We start from the raw sequence: 15,015 nt of genomic DNA, 5'->3' as shown, positions 1-15,015 counted from the left end.
ATATTCGTGCCGCCCCCTGTCCATTCGGATAGGCCGGGAGGGCATGGCACCAGCGGTGCGCCCGCACCACGGACCCGAATCGGTGGACAGGCCCGCGCCCCGCGCTTACCCCAATGGGCGCAAACCAAACGGAGGCAGACCGATGCGCGCCTATCGAATGACCGCCGGTGGGGCCGCCCCCACGCTCGAGGATATCCCCGCCCCCGCGCCGCAGGCCGGAGAGATCGCCCTGCGCATCGCGGCCTGCGGGCTCAATTTCGCCGACCTGCTGATGATCGCGGGGACGTATCAGGACACACCCGAGCCGCCCTTTACCCTCGGGATGGAGGTGGCGGGCACGGTCACGGCGCTTGGCCCCGACACGCAAGGCCCCGCCCCCGGCACCCGCGTCGCGGTCTTTGGCGGCCAGGGCGGGCTGGCCGAGGCGGGCTGTTTCCCGGCGGCGCGCGCCGTGGCCCTGCCCGAGGCCATGAGCTTTGCCGACGCCGCCGCCTTTCAGATCGCCTATGGCACCAGCCATGTGGCACTCGATCACAAGGCGCGGCTGCGCCCCGGCGAGACGCTTCTGGTGCTCGGTGCCGCGGGTGGCGTGGGTCTCACGGCGGTGGAGATCGGCAAGCTGATGGGCGCGCGCGTCATTGCCTGCGCGCGCGGGGCCGACAAGCTCGACGTGGCGCGGCAGGCCGGGGCCGATCACCTGATCGACGCGAAAACCGACGATATCCGCGAGGCGTGCCGTGCGCTTGGCGGCGTCGATGTGGTCTATGACCCGGTGGGCGGCGAGCAGTTCAAGGCCGCGATGCGCGCCTGCCGGCCGGAGGCGCGTATCCTGTCCATCGGATTCGCCAGCGGCGAGGTGCCGCAGATCCCCGCCAATCACCTGCTGGTCAAGAACCTGAGCGTGATGGGCCTTTACTGGGGCGGCTATCTGAATTTCCGCCCCGAGGTGGTGACCGAGAGCCTCGCGACGCTCTTCCAATGGTATGAGGCGGGCCGCCTACGCCCGCATATCAGCCATATCCTGCCGCTGGAGCGCGCGCATGAGGCGCTGGAATTGCTGCGCGCGCGCAAATCCACCGGCAAGGTGGTGGTCACACCATCCGGAGACTGACCGGCGCAGGCTGCGCGACGAAGCCCTGCCGCAACATCTCTGACAGCGGCTCTAGCAGCATGCCACCGTCAGGGCGGGCGTAGAGGTTGATCCTCTGCACGCCGAGATCGGGCAGCGCGGTGCCCGGATCGATCGCCTCCTGGTGGGGCGGGATGCTGTCTTCGAGCAGCGCGCCGACGGCGAGATCGGCACTTACCAGCGCCTCGACCGCGCGGTCGTCCTCCGACAGCACCGCCATCTCCCAGTCGATCCCCGCCTCCTCGAGCCGGCGCAGCACGATGGGGCGGAAGATGCAGCTGGAGCAGAAGGCGAGCCGCAGCGGGCGGCGCTTCCACGCCACGCCGCCGCGCGCCCCGGTCCAGCGCAGGGCCATCTCGGTCAGCGTCTCGCCGCCCGGCTTCACGGCTTCCTCGGTGGTGAGAATCACGTCCACCTCGCCGCGCTCGAATTCCTCGTGGAGTTTCATGGTGCTCGACGAGCGCAGGTGCATGTTGATGCGCGGATAGGCGGCGTTGAACTGCTTGAGCACGCGCGGCACCACCGGATAGACGATGTCATGCGGCACGCCCAGGCGCAGCTCGCCCTCGTAGCGATCCTCGGTCAGCCGCGCCACCGCCTCGTCGTTGAGCGCGAGGATGCGCCGCGCGTAACCCACGAGTTGCTCACCCGGCGCGGTGAGCGACACGCGTCGGTGGCCGCGGTCGAAAAGCGCAAGGTCCAGCATCTCCTCCAGCCGCTTGATCTGCATCGACACCGCCGATTGCGTGAGGTGCAGGATCGCCGCCGCCCGCGTGACCCCGCCATGATCCGCGACCGCCACGAGCGCGCGCAAGGTGGTGATGTCGAGATTCCGCATGAATCAATCTCCGTGATGGGTTTAGTTGTAAACATTCATTTTCATTATTTCCAGAATTCGGGCAAACATCAACCGATGAAATGAAGAATACGAAATACATCACGAAAACGAAAGGGGAGATCCCATGTCCATCCATATCGCCACCATCGCCCTGCCCGACCTGCGCCGCCTGCCCCTGCGGCAGATGCGCGAGATCGCCCGCCAACGCCGACAGCTCGCGCGCCTCGATGACGCCGCGCTCGCGGATATCGGCCTGAGCCGCCGCGAAGCACAGCGCGAGGCCGCGCGCCCGTTCTGGGACCTGGCAGGAACCGCCTGCACATAAGCCACGGGCAAGTGTGCGAAACCTGCTTTTAAAACATATTGAAAACCGTCGGAAATACTTGAAAACGCCCTCCGGCTCACCGATATTCATCTGCAAAGCCCCGGTATCGGGGCCGCCATCAACCGGAGGTATCCATGGCAGAGTTCAACACGATCCGCACAGGCGCGGGCGCCCGCTCGACCGAGATCGACGCAGGCCTGCGCGCCCACATGAACAAGGTCTACGGCACCATGTCCGTAGGGATGCTCATCACCGCGCTGGCGGCATGGGCGATCTCGGGGCTTGCCGTGACCACCGATCCGTCGGCCGCGGCCGCAGAGCTTGGCAACGGCAAGATGCTCACCGGCCTCGGCGCGGCGCTTTACCTCTCGCCGCTCAAATGGGTGGTGATGCTGGCACCCTTGGCATTCATCTTCCTCGGCTGGGGGGCGCTGTTGCGCCGGGCCTCGGCGGCGGGCGTGCAGCTTGGCTTTTTCGCCTTCGCGGCGCTGATCGGCATCTCGCTCAGCTCGATCTTCCTGGTGTTCACCAGCTTCTCGATCGCGCAGACCTTCATCGTCACGGCCATCGCCTTTGCCGGCCTGTCGCTCTGGGGCTACACCACCAAGAAGGACATTTCCGGCTGGGGCGCGTTCCTCATCATGGGGGTGATCGGCCTGATCGTGGCGATGATCGTCAACATCTTCCTGCAAAGCCCGGCCATCATGTTCGCGATCTCGGCCATCGGCCTGCTGATTTTCGCGGGGCTGACCGCCTATTACACGCAGGAGATCAAAGGCACCTACGTGGCCCACGCGGCGCAGGGCGATCAGGAATGGCTCGACAAGGCGGCCTATGACGGCGCGCTCAACCTCTATATCAGCTTCCTGAACATGTTCCAGTTCCTGCTCATGTTCATGGGCCAGCAGGAATAGCAGGAACCGCCTGACAGGTTGCCAAGGGCCGGCCACATCGACCGGCCCTTTTTTTGTCGCGACACGGGCACAGGCCCCGCACAAAAAGAAAGCCGCGCCCGAGGGCGCGGCATCTCAAGGCCAAAAGCGGCAGATCGTTACTTGATCTTGCCTTCCTTGTATTCGACATGCTTGCGCACGACCGGGTCGTATTTCTTCACGACCATCTTTTCGGTCATGGTGCGGGCGTTCTTCTTGGTCACGTAGAAATGCCCGGTGCCCGCGGTCGAGTTGAGGCGGATCTTGATGGTGGTCGGCTTTGCCATGTCTCGTCTCCTGCGGCGGATGCAAAGGGGGCATCCGCGAATATCCCATGAACCCCGCCTTTTACCGGCGCGCGCGACCGAGTCAACCGCGATCGTCGCGCGTGGTGCGGGAATTGCGCGGCGTTCAGTTGCTCGAAACCCGCACCGGCTTGCGATAGAAGTGATGCACGCCGATCGAGGCGGTGCGCGCGAAGCTCCGCGCCCAGCGTGGCGTGACGGCGCGGGTATGGTAGTAGGTCGCACCATCGGTCAACTGTCGCGGCGCGCCATCGACCATCAGCCGCGCCACCTTGGACACCTGGCCATAAACCGCCTGATTATTGATGTGCTCGGGGTTGCCGTCGCAGGTATAGGTGAACTGGCACTGATATTTCTTGCCCGTGCCCTGATGGATCACGCCGCAGACCGTATCGGGGAATTCAGGGCTGTCGACGCGGTTCATGATGACCTCTGCCACCGCGAACTGGCCGCGCACGCTCTCGCCGCGCGCCTCGAAATAGAGCGCCTCGGCGAGGCATTCGGTGGCCCGGTCATTGCCGCCCAAGCGCTGCTGCGCCAGCCAGTCGCGGGAATATTCAACCTCGGTCTCGGTCCGGGCGACATAACCCGCCAGCCGGTCGGTCGAAATGGCGCGCAGGGCGCGCGTTTCCTGTGCCATGAGTTGCGTGAGCGGCGTATCCGCCGCAACCGCGCCCGACACCGCCGAGACAAGCGCCGCCGTCAACAGCGTCCATTTCATGCGTGTGCTCCTTCGCTTTCGGCGGGAGGATGTCCCGCCTGATCGCGAGAGCCCTTAGCCGAAAACGCCGCCCCCGTCGACCGGGCCCATCGGCGGGTCTCTGCCGATGTCGGATTCGTCCCGTTCGAGGCCGGTTATCGTGAAGGATCTTGCGCCACTTGCCCTTGGGACGCCTCGATCCTGTCGCGCACCGAAAGCTGTGCGGCAGCAAGTCGCGCCACCGGCACGCGGAACGGCGAGCAGGACACATAGGTAAACCCGGCATCGCGGCAGAACGAAATCGATTCGGGATTGCCGCCATGCTCGCCGCAGATCGACAGCACCACGTCCGGGTTGGCGGCGCGCCCGCGCTCGGCCCCGATGCGCAAAAGCTCCCCCACACCGTCCACGTCGAGCACGTGAAACGGGTCTTCGGGATAGACGCCCTGCTGCACATAGGTGGACATGAACCGCCCCGCATCATCGCGCGAGAGGCCATAGGTCATCTGCGTGAGGTCATTGGTGCCAAACGACAGGAACGAGACCAGCGGCGCGATCTCGCCCGCGCGCAGCGCGGCGCGCGGCGTCTCGACCATCACGCCAAGCCGATAGGTGAAATCGCGCCCGGTCTCGTTGCGCACGGCGGCGGCCACCGCATCCACCCGCGTCTTGACGATCTCCACTTCGCGGCGGGCGCTGACCAGCGGGATCATGATCTCGGGCACCACCGGCGCACCCTCGCGGCTGGCCTCCAGCGTCGCCTCGAAAATGGCGCGCGCCTGCATGTCGTAGATCTCGGGCACGGTGATGCCAAGGCGCACGCCGCGCATCCCCAGCATGGGGTTGTATTCGCCCAGCGCCTCGACCCGGCGGGTCACGTCCGAGACCGGCAGATCGAGCGCATCGGCCAGTTGCAGATGCCCCGCGCGGTCGGCAGGCAGGAATTCGTGCAACGGCGGGTCGAACAGGCGGATGCAGACCGGCTGCCCCTGCATGATGCGAAAGAGATCGGTGAAATCGGCGCGCTGCATCGGCAGCAGCCGCTCCAGCACGGCGGCGCGGTCGGCGGGCGTGTCGGCAAAGATCATCTCGCGCATGACAGTCAGGCGGTCGGCCTCGAAGAACATGTGCTCGGTGCGGCACAGCCCGATGCCGCGCGCGTTGAAATTGCGCGCCACCTCGGCATCGGCGGGGGTGTCGGCATTGGCGCGCACGGCGATGTCGCGGGTCTCGTCGGCCCAGCTCATCAGCGTCTGGAACGCCGCGTCGCGCGCGGCCTCCAGAAGCGGCGCCTCGCCCGCCAGCACATGGCCATTGGTGCCGTCGATGGTGATCGTCTCCCCCGCCTTGACCACGCGCCCGTCGGGCATGGTCAGCATCTTGCGCCGGGTCTGGAAACGGATTTCCGAGGCCCCCACCACGCAAGGCAGCCCGATACCACGCCCGATCACGGCGGCATGGCTGGTGATGCCGCCGCGCTCGGTCAGGATGGCGCGCGCCGCGTGCATCCCGCGAATATCCTCGGGGCTGGTCTCGCGGCGCACCAGAACGCAGGCCTCGCCGCGCGCCTCCGCCGCCTGCGCCTCGACCGCCGAGAACACCACCTTGCCCGAGGCGGCACCGGGGCTGGCGGCGATGCCGCGTGCGAGGATGTCGCGCGGGGCCTCGGGATCGACCTGCCGGTGCAGAAGCTCGTTGAGCGCGCGCGGCTCGATGCGCATCAGCGCCTCCTCGGGCGGGATGATCGCATCCTCGGCCAGCGCCACCGCGATCGCCACCGCCGCGCGGGCATTGCGCGCCACGCGAATGCCGTCGAGAATCCAGACGCGCCCCGCCTCGATGGTGAACTCGGTCTGCATCTCCTCGCGCAGTTTTTCGCGCATGAGGCGGGTATGGGCGAGAATTTCGGCAAAGGCGTCGGGGGCCAGTTCCTCGAGCGAGGGCCCGCGCGCATCGCGCGTGAGATAGAGCGCATCCGCCCCCCCGCGCAGCGCGTCGCGCCCCTGGCTCTGGCTTTGGTAGCGCCCGGTGATCTGCCGCGCGCCGGTGCGGCTGTCGACAAGCTGCATGACGCCCGACCCGCTCTCGCCCCGCCCGATCCCCAGCGCCAGTTGCTGCACCACAAGGCCAAGCCCGGCCTCGGCGGGCGCGCCCTTGGCCTGCCGCAAGAGGCGCGCGGTCGTGCCCTCCCAGGCCCGCGCCATCGAGCGCAGCACCTCCGAGAGCTGCACGGCAGGGTCTTGGGGAAATGCCTCGTCGGTCTCGTCCTCATAGGCGCGCAGCGCCTCGGCGAGGCCAAGCACCGGGTCCGCGGCGACATCCTCGAACAGGTCCGGATCAAGCCGGGCGACGTGGATCGCGTAGGATTGCACGAAGCGCAGGTATATCTCCGAGGCCGCCCGCTTGCCGATCTGGTCGGACAGATCAAGAAACCGCGCATCGTTGATGCCGATATTGAGAACCGCGTTCGGCCCGCCCCAGTCGGGGTCTTCCGAGGAGGGGCGCACGCATAAAAGCGGGGCCGGACCAAACGGCGCGAGCAGCGCCGCCATATCGGGCAGCTCACCGGCGGCGATCCGGTGCACGGCGGCAAAGGACAGCGCGATGGTGCGCGGCACCGGCAGATCGAGCCGCACCAGTCGTTGCAGGCATTTCGCCCGCCCGCCATGGGTGGCGATGTGCATCGGGGCCGCAGGCGTGATAAGGGTGATGTCGGGATCGTCTTGCTGCACTGCGGCACCTTTCGTTTCACCGCACCATACGCCGCGAAGCACACAAGGCAAGGGAAAGGATCACGCCCCCGCGACGGCCCCCGCCCCTATCGCCGCCTCTGTCAGAGGCAAGACGAAAGAGCGCGCCCGGCTCGGCAGAAGGCGGCCCTCTGCCGTGCTACCCCTGCAAGGCGGAAATGGCCATTGTCATCGCCGTCTCTCCGGCCTTTTGGAGGTAAACCGAATCGAAAGCATTCTCTGCACAATGTTCCTGAAAGGGAGGCGACATGGACCCGCGACCAGGCAGCATCGTGACGACGGCGATTCGAAACCTGACCGGGCTTTCGGCCGGGGCCGCTATCATGGATAAGGGGCACCGCCCCGCCGTGGAAGGACCCACGCTAGCGCTGCTTGTCACCTGTTACGCCACCTGGATCATCGGCACGACATGGGCGGCGGCGCTGTGGCTACCGCTGGGGGTGGCGGTCACCGGGCTGGCCATCGCGCTGCATTCCTCGCTCTGTCACGAGGCGCTGCACGGGCACCCGTTCCGCGCGCGCGGTGCCAATGAGGCGGCGGTGTTTCCCTGCCTGTGCCTACTCATCCCCTATGGCCGCTTTCGCGACACCCATCTGGCGCATCACCGCGACGAATGCCTGACCGACCCCTATGACGACCCGGAATCAAACTATCTCGACCCCGCGACATGGCACCGGCTGCCACGCTGGGGCCGCGCCGTTCTGCGTGCCAACAACACACTGGCCGGGCGCATTGTGATCGGGCCGCTGATCGCGCAAGCCGCGTTCCTGCGCGGCGAGTGGCGGGCAATGCGCGCCGGTGATCGCGCGGTGCTGCGCGCCTGGGCCTGGCATGTGCCGCAGGTGGCGGTGGTGCTGGCTTGGGTGTGGGTCGCGCCGATGCCGCTCTGGGCCTATCTGCTGGCGGTGTGGCTGGGCATCGCGCTCCTGAAAATCCGCACCTTTCCCGAGCATCGCGCCCATGAGCGGGCACGCGCGCGCACCGTCATCATCGAGGATCGCGGGCCGCTCGCGCTCTTGTTTCTCAACAACAACCTGCATGTCGTCCACCACATGCACCCCGAGGTCGCGTGGTATCGCCTGCCCGCGCTCTATGCCGCGCGGCGCGATCATTACCTGCGGCGCAACGAGGGCTATGTCTATCGCTCCTACGCGGAGCTTTTCCGCGCCTATCTCTGGCGCGCCAAGGACCCGGTGCCGCATCCGCTCCGGCCCGCGCCGCAAGAGAAATTGCGGCAGGGCTGAGCGCGCGCCCCGCCGCCCGATATCACCGGTTCAATTGCCGCTTTCCACGTCAAAGCCAAGGTGTTTGGCAACCGTGAAAATATCCTTGTCGCCGCGCCCGCACATATTCATCACCAGCAGGTGATCAGCGGGCAGGCTGGGCGCGATCTTCATCACATGCGCGAGCGCATGGGAGGGCTCCAGCGCCGGGATGATCCCCTCCATCGCGCAGCAAAGCTGGAACGCCTCCAGCGCCTCGGTGTCGGTGATCGACACATATTGCGCGCGCCCCGTATCGTGCAGCCAGCTATGCTCCGGCCCGATGCCGGGATAATCAAGCCCCGCCGAGATCGAATGCCCTTCGAGGATCTGCCCGTCGCCGTCCTGCAACAGGTAGGTGCGGTTGCCATGCAGCACGCCGGGCCGCCCGCCGGTGAGCGACGCGCAATGCTCCATCCGGTCATCGACACCGTGGCCGCCGGCCTCCACCCCGATGATCGCCACCTCCTTGTCATCGAGGAAGGGATAGAACAGCCCCATCGCGTTCGACCCGCCACCGATGGCCGCGATCAGCGTGTCGGGCAGACGGCCCTCGGCCTCCTGCATCTGCTCACGCGTCTCTCGGCCGATGATCGACTGGAAATCGCGCACCATCGCCGGGTAGGGATGCGGCCCCGCCACCGTGCCGATGCAATAGAACGTGTCGCGCACATTGGTCACCCAGTCGCGCAACGCGTCGTTCATCGCGTCCTTGAGCGTGCCGCGCCCGCTCGTCACCGGGATCACCTCGGCGCCCAAAAGCTTCATCCGAAACACGTTGGGCGCCTGCCGCTCGACATCATGCGCGCCCATATAGACCACGCATTGCAGCCCGAACTTGGCGCAGACCGTGGCCGTCGCCACGCCATGCTGGCCCGCGCCGGTCTCGGCGATGATGCGGCGCTTGCCCATGCGGCGGGCAAGGATGATCTGCCCCAGCACGTTGTTGATCTTGTGCGCGCCGGTATGGTTCAACTCGTCGCGCTTGAGATAGATCTTCGCGCCGCCCAGGTGCCCGGTCAGCCGCTCGGCGAAATAGAGCGGGCTGGGGCGGCCCACGTAATGCTTCCAGAGGAACTCCATCTCGGCCCAGAAATCGGGGTCGGTCTTGGCGTGCTCATAACGCTCTTCCAGCTCAAGGATTAGCGGCATTAACGTCTCGGACACGAACCGCCCGCCGAAATCGCCGAACCGGCCCTTCTCATCCGGGCCTGTCATGAAGCTGTTGAATAGATCGTTGGCCATGTCGCGAGCGCCCCCTGTTTGCTTTGGCTTGTCCTAATGCGCCCCGCCCCGCAGGGCAAGGCGCAGGCGCAGGGCACGTGTCAGTATTCCACCACCGCGCGGATCGATTCGCCCCGGTGCATCAGGTCGAACCCGTGGTTGATCTGATCAAGCGTCAGCTTGTGGGTGATCATCGGGTCGATCTCGATCATGCCATTCATATACATATCGACGATCTTGGGCACATCGGTGCGCCCGCGCGCGCCGCCAAAGGCCGTGCCGCGCCAGACCCGCCCCGTGACAAGCTGGAAGGGCCGCGTCGCAATCTCGGCACCCGCCGGGGCCACGCCGATGATGATGCTCTCGCCCCAGCCCTTGTGCGCGGCCTCAAGTGCTGTGCGCATGACCTGCACGTTGCCGGTGGCGTCAAAGGTGTAATCCGCCCCGCCCCCGGTCAGCTCCACCAGATGCGCGACCAGATCGCCCGCAACCTCCTTGGGGTTGACGAAATCGGTCATGCCGAAGTGGCGCGCCATCTCGGCCTTGCCGGGGTTGAGATCGACGCCCACGATCTGCGCCGCCCCTGCCAGCCGCAGCCCCTGGATGACGTTGAGGCCGATGCCGCCCAGGCCAAAGACGATCGCGCGGCTGCCCAGTTCCACCTTGGCGGTGTTGATGACCGCGCCGATGCCGGTGGTCACGCCGCAGCCGATATAGCAGATCTTGTCAAAGGGCGCATCCTTGCGCACCTTGGCCAGCGCAATCTCGGGCACCACGGTATGATTGGCGAAGGTCGAGCAGCCCATGTAGTGATGAATGGGCGTGCCGTCGAGCATGGAAAACCGCGTCGTGCCATCGGGCAAGAGGCCCTGCCCCTGCGTCGCGCGCACCTTCTGACAGAGGTTGGTCTTGGGGTTGAGGCAATACTCGCATTCGCGGCATTCGGGCGTATAAAGCGGGATAACGTGATCGCCCACTTCAAGGCTCGTCACCCCCTCGCCCACCTCGATCACCACGCCTGCACCCTCATGGCCGAGGATGGCCGGAAAAATCCCCTCCGGGTCGTCGCCCGAGCGGGTGAACTCGTCGGTATGACAGAGCCCCGTGGCCTTGATCTCGACCAGAACTTCGCCCGCCTTTGGCCCGTCGAGATTGACCTCCATGATCTCCAGCGGTTTGCCCGCCTCTACCGCAACCGCCGCTCTCGTGCGCATCGTCGTCTCCTTGTCATCTGCGTTTTCCCAGACCTAGCCGCAGACGCGCAGCCGCGCAATCTCCGAAGTCCGCCCGCAAGGCGGCAAAGGGCTTTGACAGGGGCCGCACGGGCGCGTATCTGAACAGGTGTTCATTTACCCAGGGAGGCCACCATGCGCATCACAGACACAGCCGCGATCATCACCGGCGGGGCCTCGGGCCTTGGCGAGGCCACGGCGCGGCATTTCCGCGGGCTTGGCGCGCAGGTGACCATCTTGGACCGCGACACCGAACGCGGGCCATCGGTCGCCGCCGAGATCGGTGCCAGCTTCGCCGAAACGGATGTGACAAATGAGGCCTCGGTCGCCGCCGCCATCGCAACGGCCAAGGCCGCCATGGGCCGGATCACGGCGGCGATCAACTGCGCGGGCATCGCCACCGGGGCCAAGACCCTCGGGCGCGACGGGCCGCACCCCCTGGATGCCTTTCGCCGCACCATCGACATCAACCTTGTCGGCACGTTCAACGTCGCCCGCCTCGCCGCCGCCGAAATGGCCGGGAACGCGCCCGATACGGACGGCGCGCGCGGGGTGATCGTCAACACCGCCTCGGTCGCCGCTTTTGACGGCCAAAAGGGCCAGACCGCCTATGCCGCCTCCAAGGGGGGGATCGTCGGGCTGTCGCTGCCGATGGCGCGCGATCTGGCACGCGAGGGCATCCGCGTCATGGCGATTGCGCCCGGCACCTTCGCCACGCCGATGCTGCGCGGCTTGCCGCAAGAGGTGCAGGACAGCCTCGCCACCGAGGTGACGTTCCCCAAGCGCCTCGGCGATCCCGACGAATACGCGGCACTTGCGCGGTTCATCGTGGAATGCGGTTATCTCAACGGCGAGGTGATCCGCCTCGACGGCGCGCTCCGGATGCAGTGACCGCGCCGGGGGGCGTTTGACAGGATGTACTGAGCCGCGCGGTCGCTGGGCCGGGGACTAGCGATGCAACGATAGAAATTGCCGCTTTATGCCAGCCAAACCCGTGTGACGCCGCTGGGTTACGCTTCCTCGCAAAATCGCTAGGCCGCATGACGGCCCAGCGACCGCACACCCCACCGAAGACCAGAAGAAATCAGCCCGCCGTTTCGGACCGTTCCGCCAGCGCCAGCCATTCCTCCTCGGCCTGCGCCAGCGCCGCCTGCCGCTGCGTGAGCGCCTCGGTGGCGCGGCGGAACTTGACCGGCTCGCGGGTAAACAGCTCCGGGTCGGCCAAGAGCCCCTCCAGCTTGCCGATCTCCGCCTCCAGCCGCGCGATCACGCCGGGCAATTCCTCCAGCCGGTGCGCCTCGGTAAAGCTGAGGCGCGACGCGGCGGGCTTCTTCTGCTTTAACTCCGGCTTCTTAGATGCTGATTTACCAATATTTTTCGGATCATCGGCCCCCGCCTCGCCGCGCTGTGCGCGATAGTCGCTCCAGCCCCCGGCATAGGCCGTGGCGCGGCCGTCCCCCTCCATCGCGATGGTGGTGGTCGCCACCCGGTCAAGGAAATCGCGGTCGTGGCTGACCAGAAGCACCGTGCCGTCGTAATCGTCGAGCAATTCCTGCATCAGATCGAGCGTCTCGACATCGAGATCGTTGGTCGGCTCGTCGAGCACCAGAAGGTTGCTCTCGCGCGCCATGATCCGGGCCAAGAGCAGCCGCGCCTTTTCCCCGCCCGACAAGGACTTGACCGGCGCGCGCACCTGCCGCTCGTCAAAGAGGAAATCCTTGAGATAGCTCACCACATGACGCGGCACTCCGCGCACCAGAACCTGATCCGCCTGCCCCGAGACGCGCATCTCCGCGTCCCCCGTCAGGCTGTCCCAGAGCGTCATTTCCGGGTCGAGACGCGCCCGCGCCTGATCGAACACCGCCGGGATCAGGTTGGTGCCCTGCACCACGGTGCCGCTATCGGGCCTCTCCTCGCCCATCAGCATCTTCAAGAGCGTCGTCTTGCCCACGCCATTGGGGCCGACAAAGGCCACCCGCTCGCCGCGCATCACCGTCAGGCTAAAGGGGCGCAGGATGAGGACATCCCCGTAAGCTTTTGTAATCTCTTTCGCTTCGATCACCTTGCGGCCAGAGCTTGGGCCGCTTTCCAGCGCCATCGCCGCCGTGCCCTGCCGTTTGATCTGCGCGCGCCGCTCCTCGCGCAGGGCTTGCAGGTTGCGCACCCGGCCCTGGTTGCGCTTGCGCCGCGCGCTGATGCCCTCGACGGCCCAGCGGGCCTCGGCCTTGATCTTGCGGTCGAGCTTGTGGCGCTGCTGGTCCTCTTCGTCCCAGACCTTGTCGCGCCACGCCTCGAACCCGCCGAACCCCTCTTCCTGACGGCGCGTCATTCCCCTGTCAATCCATAGGGTTGCGCGGCTAAGCTCACGCAGGAACGCGCGGTCGTGGCTGATCAGGACAAAGGCCTTGCGGGTGCTGCGCAACTGCTCTTCCAGCCAGCCGATCGCCTCGATATCCAGATGGTTGGTCGGCTCGTCGAGCAGCATCAATTCGGGTGCCTCGGCCATCAGCTTGGCCAGCGCCGCGCGCCGCCGCTCGCCGCCCGAGGCGGTCTCGACCGCGCGGGCGGGATCGAATTTCAGCCCCTCGCCCGCCATCTCGACGCGATACATCTCGCCCGGCTCCAGCGCGCTCATGGCATAATCGCCCAGCGTGGCGAAACCGGCCATGTCGGGCTCTTGCTCCATATAGCCCACGCTCACCCCCGGCGAGACCACGCGCGCGCCGCGGTCGGGTTCCACCAGCCCGGCCATCACCTTCATCAGCGTTGATTTGCCCGATCCGTTGCGCCCCACCAGCGCCACGCGGTCGCCCGCCTGCACCACCAGCGACAGCTCCGCAAACAGCGGCGCGCCGCCAAAGGTGAGCGATATATCGGTGAGTTGCAAAAGCGGGGCACGGGCCATGATCGCGGGCTACCCCGCCGCCCGCGCGCCGTCAAGCCACCTTGCGCGCTACCCCGCCAGCGCCCGCAAGAGCCGCCGCCGCGCCGCCGGGATGGCGCTGATCTCGACCCCGGTAAAGACATGCAGCGTGCCCATCTGCCGGTCGATCACCGCGTGATCGCTGACCCAGCCGCCCATCATCAGATAGGTCCGCAAAAGGGGCGGCATATGGCGCATCGCGGCCTTGAGGTCGGGCTTGTGCCGCCGCAGCCGCTCGGCAAAGCGGAACACGCTCGGCGCCTTGACGCGCGGCCACCAACGGCGGGGCGCAAGGTGCCGCGCCCCCAGCACCGCGAAGGCGTCAAGATAGGGCGCGGCCTCGACCCCCTTGAACGAGGAGCAACCAAACAGCATCGCCACGCCGTGATCGTCCACCAGCCGCGTCATCGCCGCCCACGCGAGCCGCAGGATATCGGCATCGCGCTGCCCCGGTGCCACGCAGAATCGCCCCATCTCGGCCATCCGCCCCTCGAACGCCTCGAGCGCCGTGAGATCGTAGAACCGCGCCGAATAGCTGCGCGCAACCCCGGCCCCGCCGTCGAGCATCAAAACCCGGAAACAGCACAAAAGCCGCCCGCTTCGCGCCTCTTCGACCAGCACATGAAGGCACTGCGCGTCATGCTCATCAGCATCGGATGCGGCCTCGTCGCCCAAAAACGCCGCCGCGCGCAGCGCCTGCGCGCGCGCCACATCCTCAGGCCCGAGCGCCAGCCGTGCGACATAGCCGCCCTGTCGTATATCCCTCATCGCGCCGCCCCCATATCGCCGCGCCTCGCCTGTGCGACAGTCTCGCATGGCAGCGGCAACAGCGTCATGACAGCATCGGCGCGCGCGGGGTCAGTTGTCAAACGCATCCACCGGGCTGATCGCCCCGATATTGCTGAGCAACTGCCGCAAGAAGCCGTTCTTGACGACGGAGCTATCGGTCACCCGGCTCGTGATCGGCACGATCTTCCCGTCTTCCAGCCCGAATCGCTCGATATTGGCGATGGTGTCATCCGCGTTGAAGGAAATCGCGACCACCTCGCGCTCGATCACCTTGGGGCGCAGCATCATATAGGTGCGCTTGCGCGACCGCACGTAATAATAATCACCGTCGCCCACCATGCCCGAAACCGAGGGCGGGCCGATCAGATCATCCACCGTGGCGCGGGTATCGGTGCCGACGACCAGGTTTTCCAGCTCGCTCTCGGGGGGGACATAGCCGTGGTTGCGGTAGGTGGACGCACAGGCCGCAAGCACCGTGAGCCCGCAAACCGCGAGGATGCGCAGCACCCGCATTGACAACGCCTTCATCTGTGCCCCCTTGTCACCGCCACGCGCGGCTTTTATCCCGCTTACATCAATGCAACCCTCGGGTTCAAGAATGCAAAG

The 15,015-nt window shown here is 66.6% G+C and carries 14 protein-coding genes; 5 read left to right on the top strand and 9 right to left on the bottom strand.

Annotated elements, in window-relative coordinates:
* Window positions 1-142: 142 nt before the first annotated feature.
* The gene (locus tag ABIE58_RS12635) at window positions 143-1,111 is read left to right on the top strand and encodes an NADPH:quinone oxidoreductase family protein (protein WP_354545079.1); all 969 of its coding nucleotides are present in this window, start codon (window positions 143-145) and stop codon (window positions 1,109-1,111) included.
* Here the strand turns inward: ABIE58_RS12635 and ABIE58_RS12630 are convergent.
* Complete coding sequence (locus ABIE58_RS12630) at window positions 1,092-1,967, bottom strand: LysR family transcriptional regulator (protein WP_354545078.1); 876 nt, start codon at window positions 1,965-1,967, stop codon at window positions 1,092-1,094. The genes ABIE58_RS12635 and ABIE58_RS12630 overlap by 20 nt on opposite strands.
* 124 nt (window positions 1,968-2,091) lie before the next feature.
* On the opposite strand from ABIE58_RS12630, the gene ABIE58_RS12625 reads away from it, so the two are divergent.
* Together ABIE58_RS12625 and ABIE58_RS12620 are read left to right on the top strand one after the other, a co-directional pair.
* The gene (locus ABIE58_RS12625) at window positions 2,092-2,292 is read left to right on the top strand and encodes a DUF1127 domain-containing protein (RefSeq protein WP_354545077.1); all 201 of its coding nucleotides are present in this window, start codon (window positions 2,092-2,094) and stop codon (window positions 2,290-2,292) included.
* 134 nt (window positions 2,293-2,426) lie between these two features.
* Window positions 2,427-3,206, top strand: a complete 780-nt coding sequence (locus tag ABIE58_RS12620) for a Bax inhibitor-1/YccA family protein (protein WP_354545076.1) — start codon at window positions 2,427-2,429, stop codon at window positions 3,204-3,206.
* A gap of 137 nt (window positions 3,207-3,343) precedes the next feature.
* Here ABIE58_RS12620 and rpmG read toward each other — a convergent pair whose 3' ends face one another.
* From rpmG to ABIE58_RS12605, 3 genes are all read right to left on the bottom strand, one after another.
* Window positions 3,344-3,511: a 50S ribosomal protein L33 gene (gene rpmG, locus ABIE58_RS12615; RefSeq protein ID WP_058315632.1), complete on the bottom strand. Its 168-nt coding sequence runs from the start codon at window positions 3,509-3,511 to the stop codon at window positions 3,344-3,346.
* Between the two features lie 124 nt (window positions 3,512-3,635).
* Window positions 3,636-4,250, bottom strand: coding sequence for a cell wall hydrolase (locus ABIE58_RS12610; RefSeq protein WP_354545075.1), 615 nt, complete (start codon window positions 4,248-4,250; stop codon window positions 3,636-3,638).
* A gap of 134 nt (window positions 4,251-4,384) precedes the next feature.
* Window positions 4,385-6,961, bottom strand: a complete 2,577-nt coding sequence (locus ABIE58_RS12605) for a putative PEP-binding protein (RefSeq protein WP_354545074.1) — start codon at window positions 6,959-6,961, stop codon at window positions 4,385-4,387.
* A 341-nt stretch (window positions 6,962-7,302) separates the two neighbouring features.
* Here ABIE58_RS12605 and ABIE58_RS12600 point away from each other — a divergent pair, with 341 nt between their 5' ends.
* Window positions 7,303-8,223, top strand: coding sequence for a fatty acid desaturase (locus ABIE58_RS12600; protein ID WP_354545115.1), 921 nt, complete (start codon window positions 7,303-7,305; stop codon window positions 8,221-8,223).
* Window positions 8,224-8,253: 30 nt separating this feature from the next.
* On the opposite strand, the gene trpB is transcribed toward ABIE58_RS12600, so the two are convergent.
* Both trpB and ABIE58_RS12590 read right to left on the bottom strand, forming a co-directional pair.
* Window positions 8,254-9,486 carry a tryptophan synthase subunit beta gene (gene trpB, locus ABIE58_RS12595; RefSeq protein WP_354545073.1) on the bottom strand — a complete coding sequence of 411 codons (1,233 nt, stop codon included), beginning with the start codon at window positions 9,484-9,486 and terminating at the stop codon, window positions 8,254-8,256.
* Window positions 9,487-9,566: 80 nt separating this feature from the next.
* Window positions 9,567-10,679: an S-(hydroxymethyl)glutathione dehydrogenase/class III alcohol dehydrogenase gene (locus ABIE58_RS12590; RefSeq protein ID WP_354545072.1), complete on the bottom strand. Its 1,113-nt coding sequence runs from the start codon at window positions 10,677-10,679 to the stop codon at window positions 9,567-9,569.
* Window positions 10,680-10,832: 153 nt separating this feature from the next.
* Here ABIE58_RS12590 and ABIE58_RS12585 point away from each other — a divergent pair, with 153 nt between their 5' ends.
* On the top strand, window positions 10,833-11,588 hold the full coding sequence (locus ABIE58_RS12585) for an SDR family NAD(P)-dependent oxidoreductase (RefSeq protein WP_354545071.1): 756 nt from the start codon (window positions 10,833-10,835) through the stop codon (window positions 11,586-11,588).
* Between the two features lie 193 nt (window positions 11,589-11,781).
* Here the strand turns inward: ABIE58_RS12585 and ABIE58_RS12580 are convergent, their stop codons facing one another.
* The 3 genes from ABIE58_RS12580 to ABIE58_RS12570 all read right to left on the bottom strand — a co-directional run bounded on the left by ABIE58_RS12580 (window position 11,782) and on the right by ABIE58_RS12570 (window position 14,937).
* The gene (locus ABIE58_RS12580; RefSeq protein ID WP_354545070.1) at window positions 11,782-13,602 is read right to left on the bottom strand and encodes an ABC-F family ATP-binding cassette domain-containing protein; all 1,821 of its coding nucleotides are present in this window, start codon (window positions 13,600-13,602) and stop codon (window positions 11,782-11,784) included.
* 48 nt (window positions 13,603-13,650) lie between these two features.
* Entirely contained in the window at window positions 13,651-14,388 is a 738-nt protein-coding gene (locus ABIE58_RS12575) for a GNAT family N-acetyltransferase (protein WP_354545069.1), read from the bottom strand.
* Between the two features lie 90 nt (window positions 14,389-14,478).
* The gene (locus tag ABIE58_RS12570) at window positions 14,479-14,937 is read right to left on the bottom strand and encodes an outer membrane protein assembly factor BamE (protein ID WP_354545068.1); all 459 of its coding nucleotides are present in this window, start codon (window positions 14,935-14,937) and stop codon (window positions 14,479-14,481) included.
* Window positions 14,938-15,015: the final 78 nt, after the last annotated feature.

Origin of the sequence: Roseovarius sp. MBR-78 (assembly GCF_040547535.1) — a bacterium.
Classification (GTDB): Bacteria; Pseudomonadota; Alphaproteobacteria; order Rhodobacterales; family Rhodobacteraceae; genus Roseovarius.
Note: the sequence above shows the minus strand (reverse complement) of the source record. Positions and strands in the feature narration are given on the sequence as shown.

Coding starts and splice junctions, on each gene's coding strand:
- ABIE58_RS12635 (WP_354545079.1), top strand. CDS start 143: ATGCGCGCCTATCGAATGACCGCCGGTGGGGCCGCCCCCACGCTCGAG.
- ABIE58_RS12630 (WP_354545078.1), bottom strand. CDS start 1,967: ATGCGGAATCTCGACATCACCACCTTGCGCGCGCTCGTGGCGGTCGCG.
- ABIE58_RS12625 (WP_354545077.1), top strand. CDS start 2,092: ATGTCCATCCATATCGCCACCATCGCCCTGCCCGACCTGCGCCGCCTG.
- ABIE58_RS12620 (WP_354545076.1), top strand. CDS start 2,427: ATGGCAGAGTTCAACACGATCCGCACAGGCGCGGGCGCCCGCTCGACC.
- rpmG (WP_058315632.1), bottom strand. CDS start 3,511: ATGGCAAAGCCGACCACCATCAAGATCCGCCTCAACTCGACCGCGGGC.
- ABIE58_RS12610 (WP_354545075.1), bottom strand. CDS start 4,250: ATGAAATGGACGCTGTTGACGGCGGCGCTTGTCTCGGCGGTGTCGGGC.
- ABIE58_RS12600 (WP_354545115.1), top strand. CDS start 7,303: ATGGATAAGGGGCACCGCCCCGCCGTGGAAGGACCCACGCTAGCGCTG.
- trpB (WP_354545073.1), bottom strand. CDS start 9,486: ATGGCCAACGATCTATTCAACAGCTTCATGACAGGCCCGGATGAGAAG.
- ABIE58_RS12590 (WP_354545072.1), bottom strand. CDS start 10,679: ATGCGCACGAGAGCGGCGGTTGCGGTAGAGGCGGGCAAACCGCTGGAG.
- ABIE58_RS12585 (WP_354545071.1), top strand. CDS start 10,833: ATGCGCATCACAGACACAGCCGCGATCATCACCGGCGGGGCCTCGGGC.
- ABIE58_RS12580 (WP_354545070.1), bottom strand. CDS start 13,602: ATGGCCCGTGCCCCGCTTTTGCAACTCACCGATATATCGCTCACCTTT.
- ABIE58_RS12575 (WP_354545069.1), bottom strand. CDS start 14,388: ATGAGGGATATACGACAGGGCGGCTATGTCGCACGGCTGGCGCTCGGG.
- ABIE58_RS12570 (WP_354545068.1), bottom strand. CDS start 14,937: ATGAAGGCGTTGTCAATGCGGGTGCTGCGCATCCTCGCGGTTTGCGGG.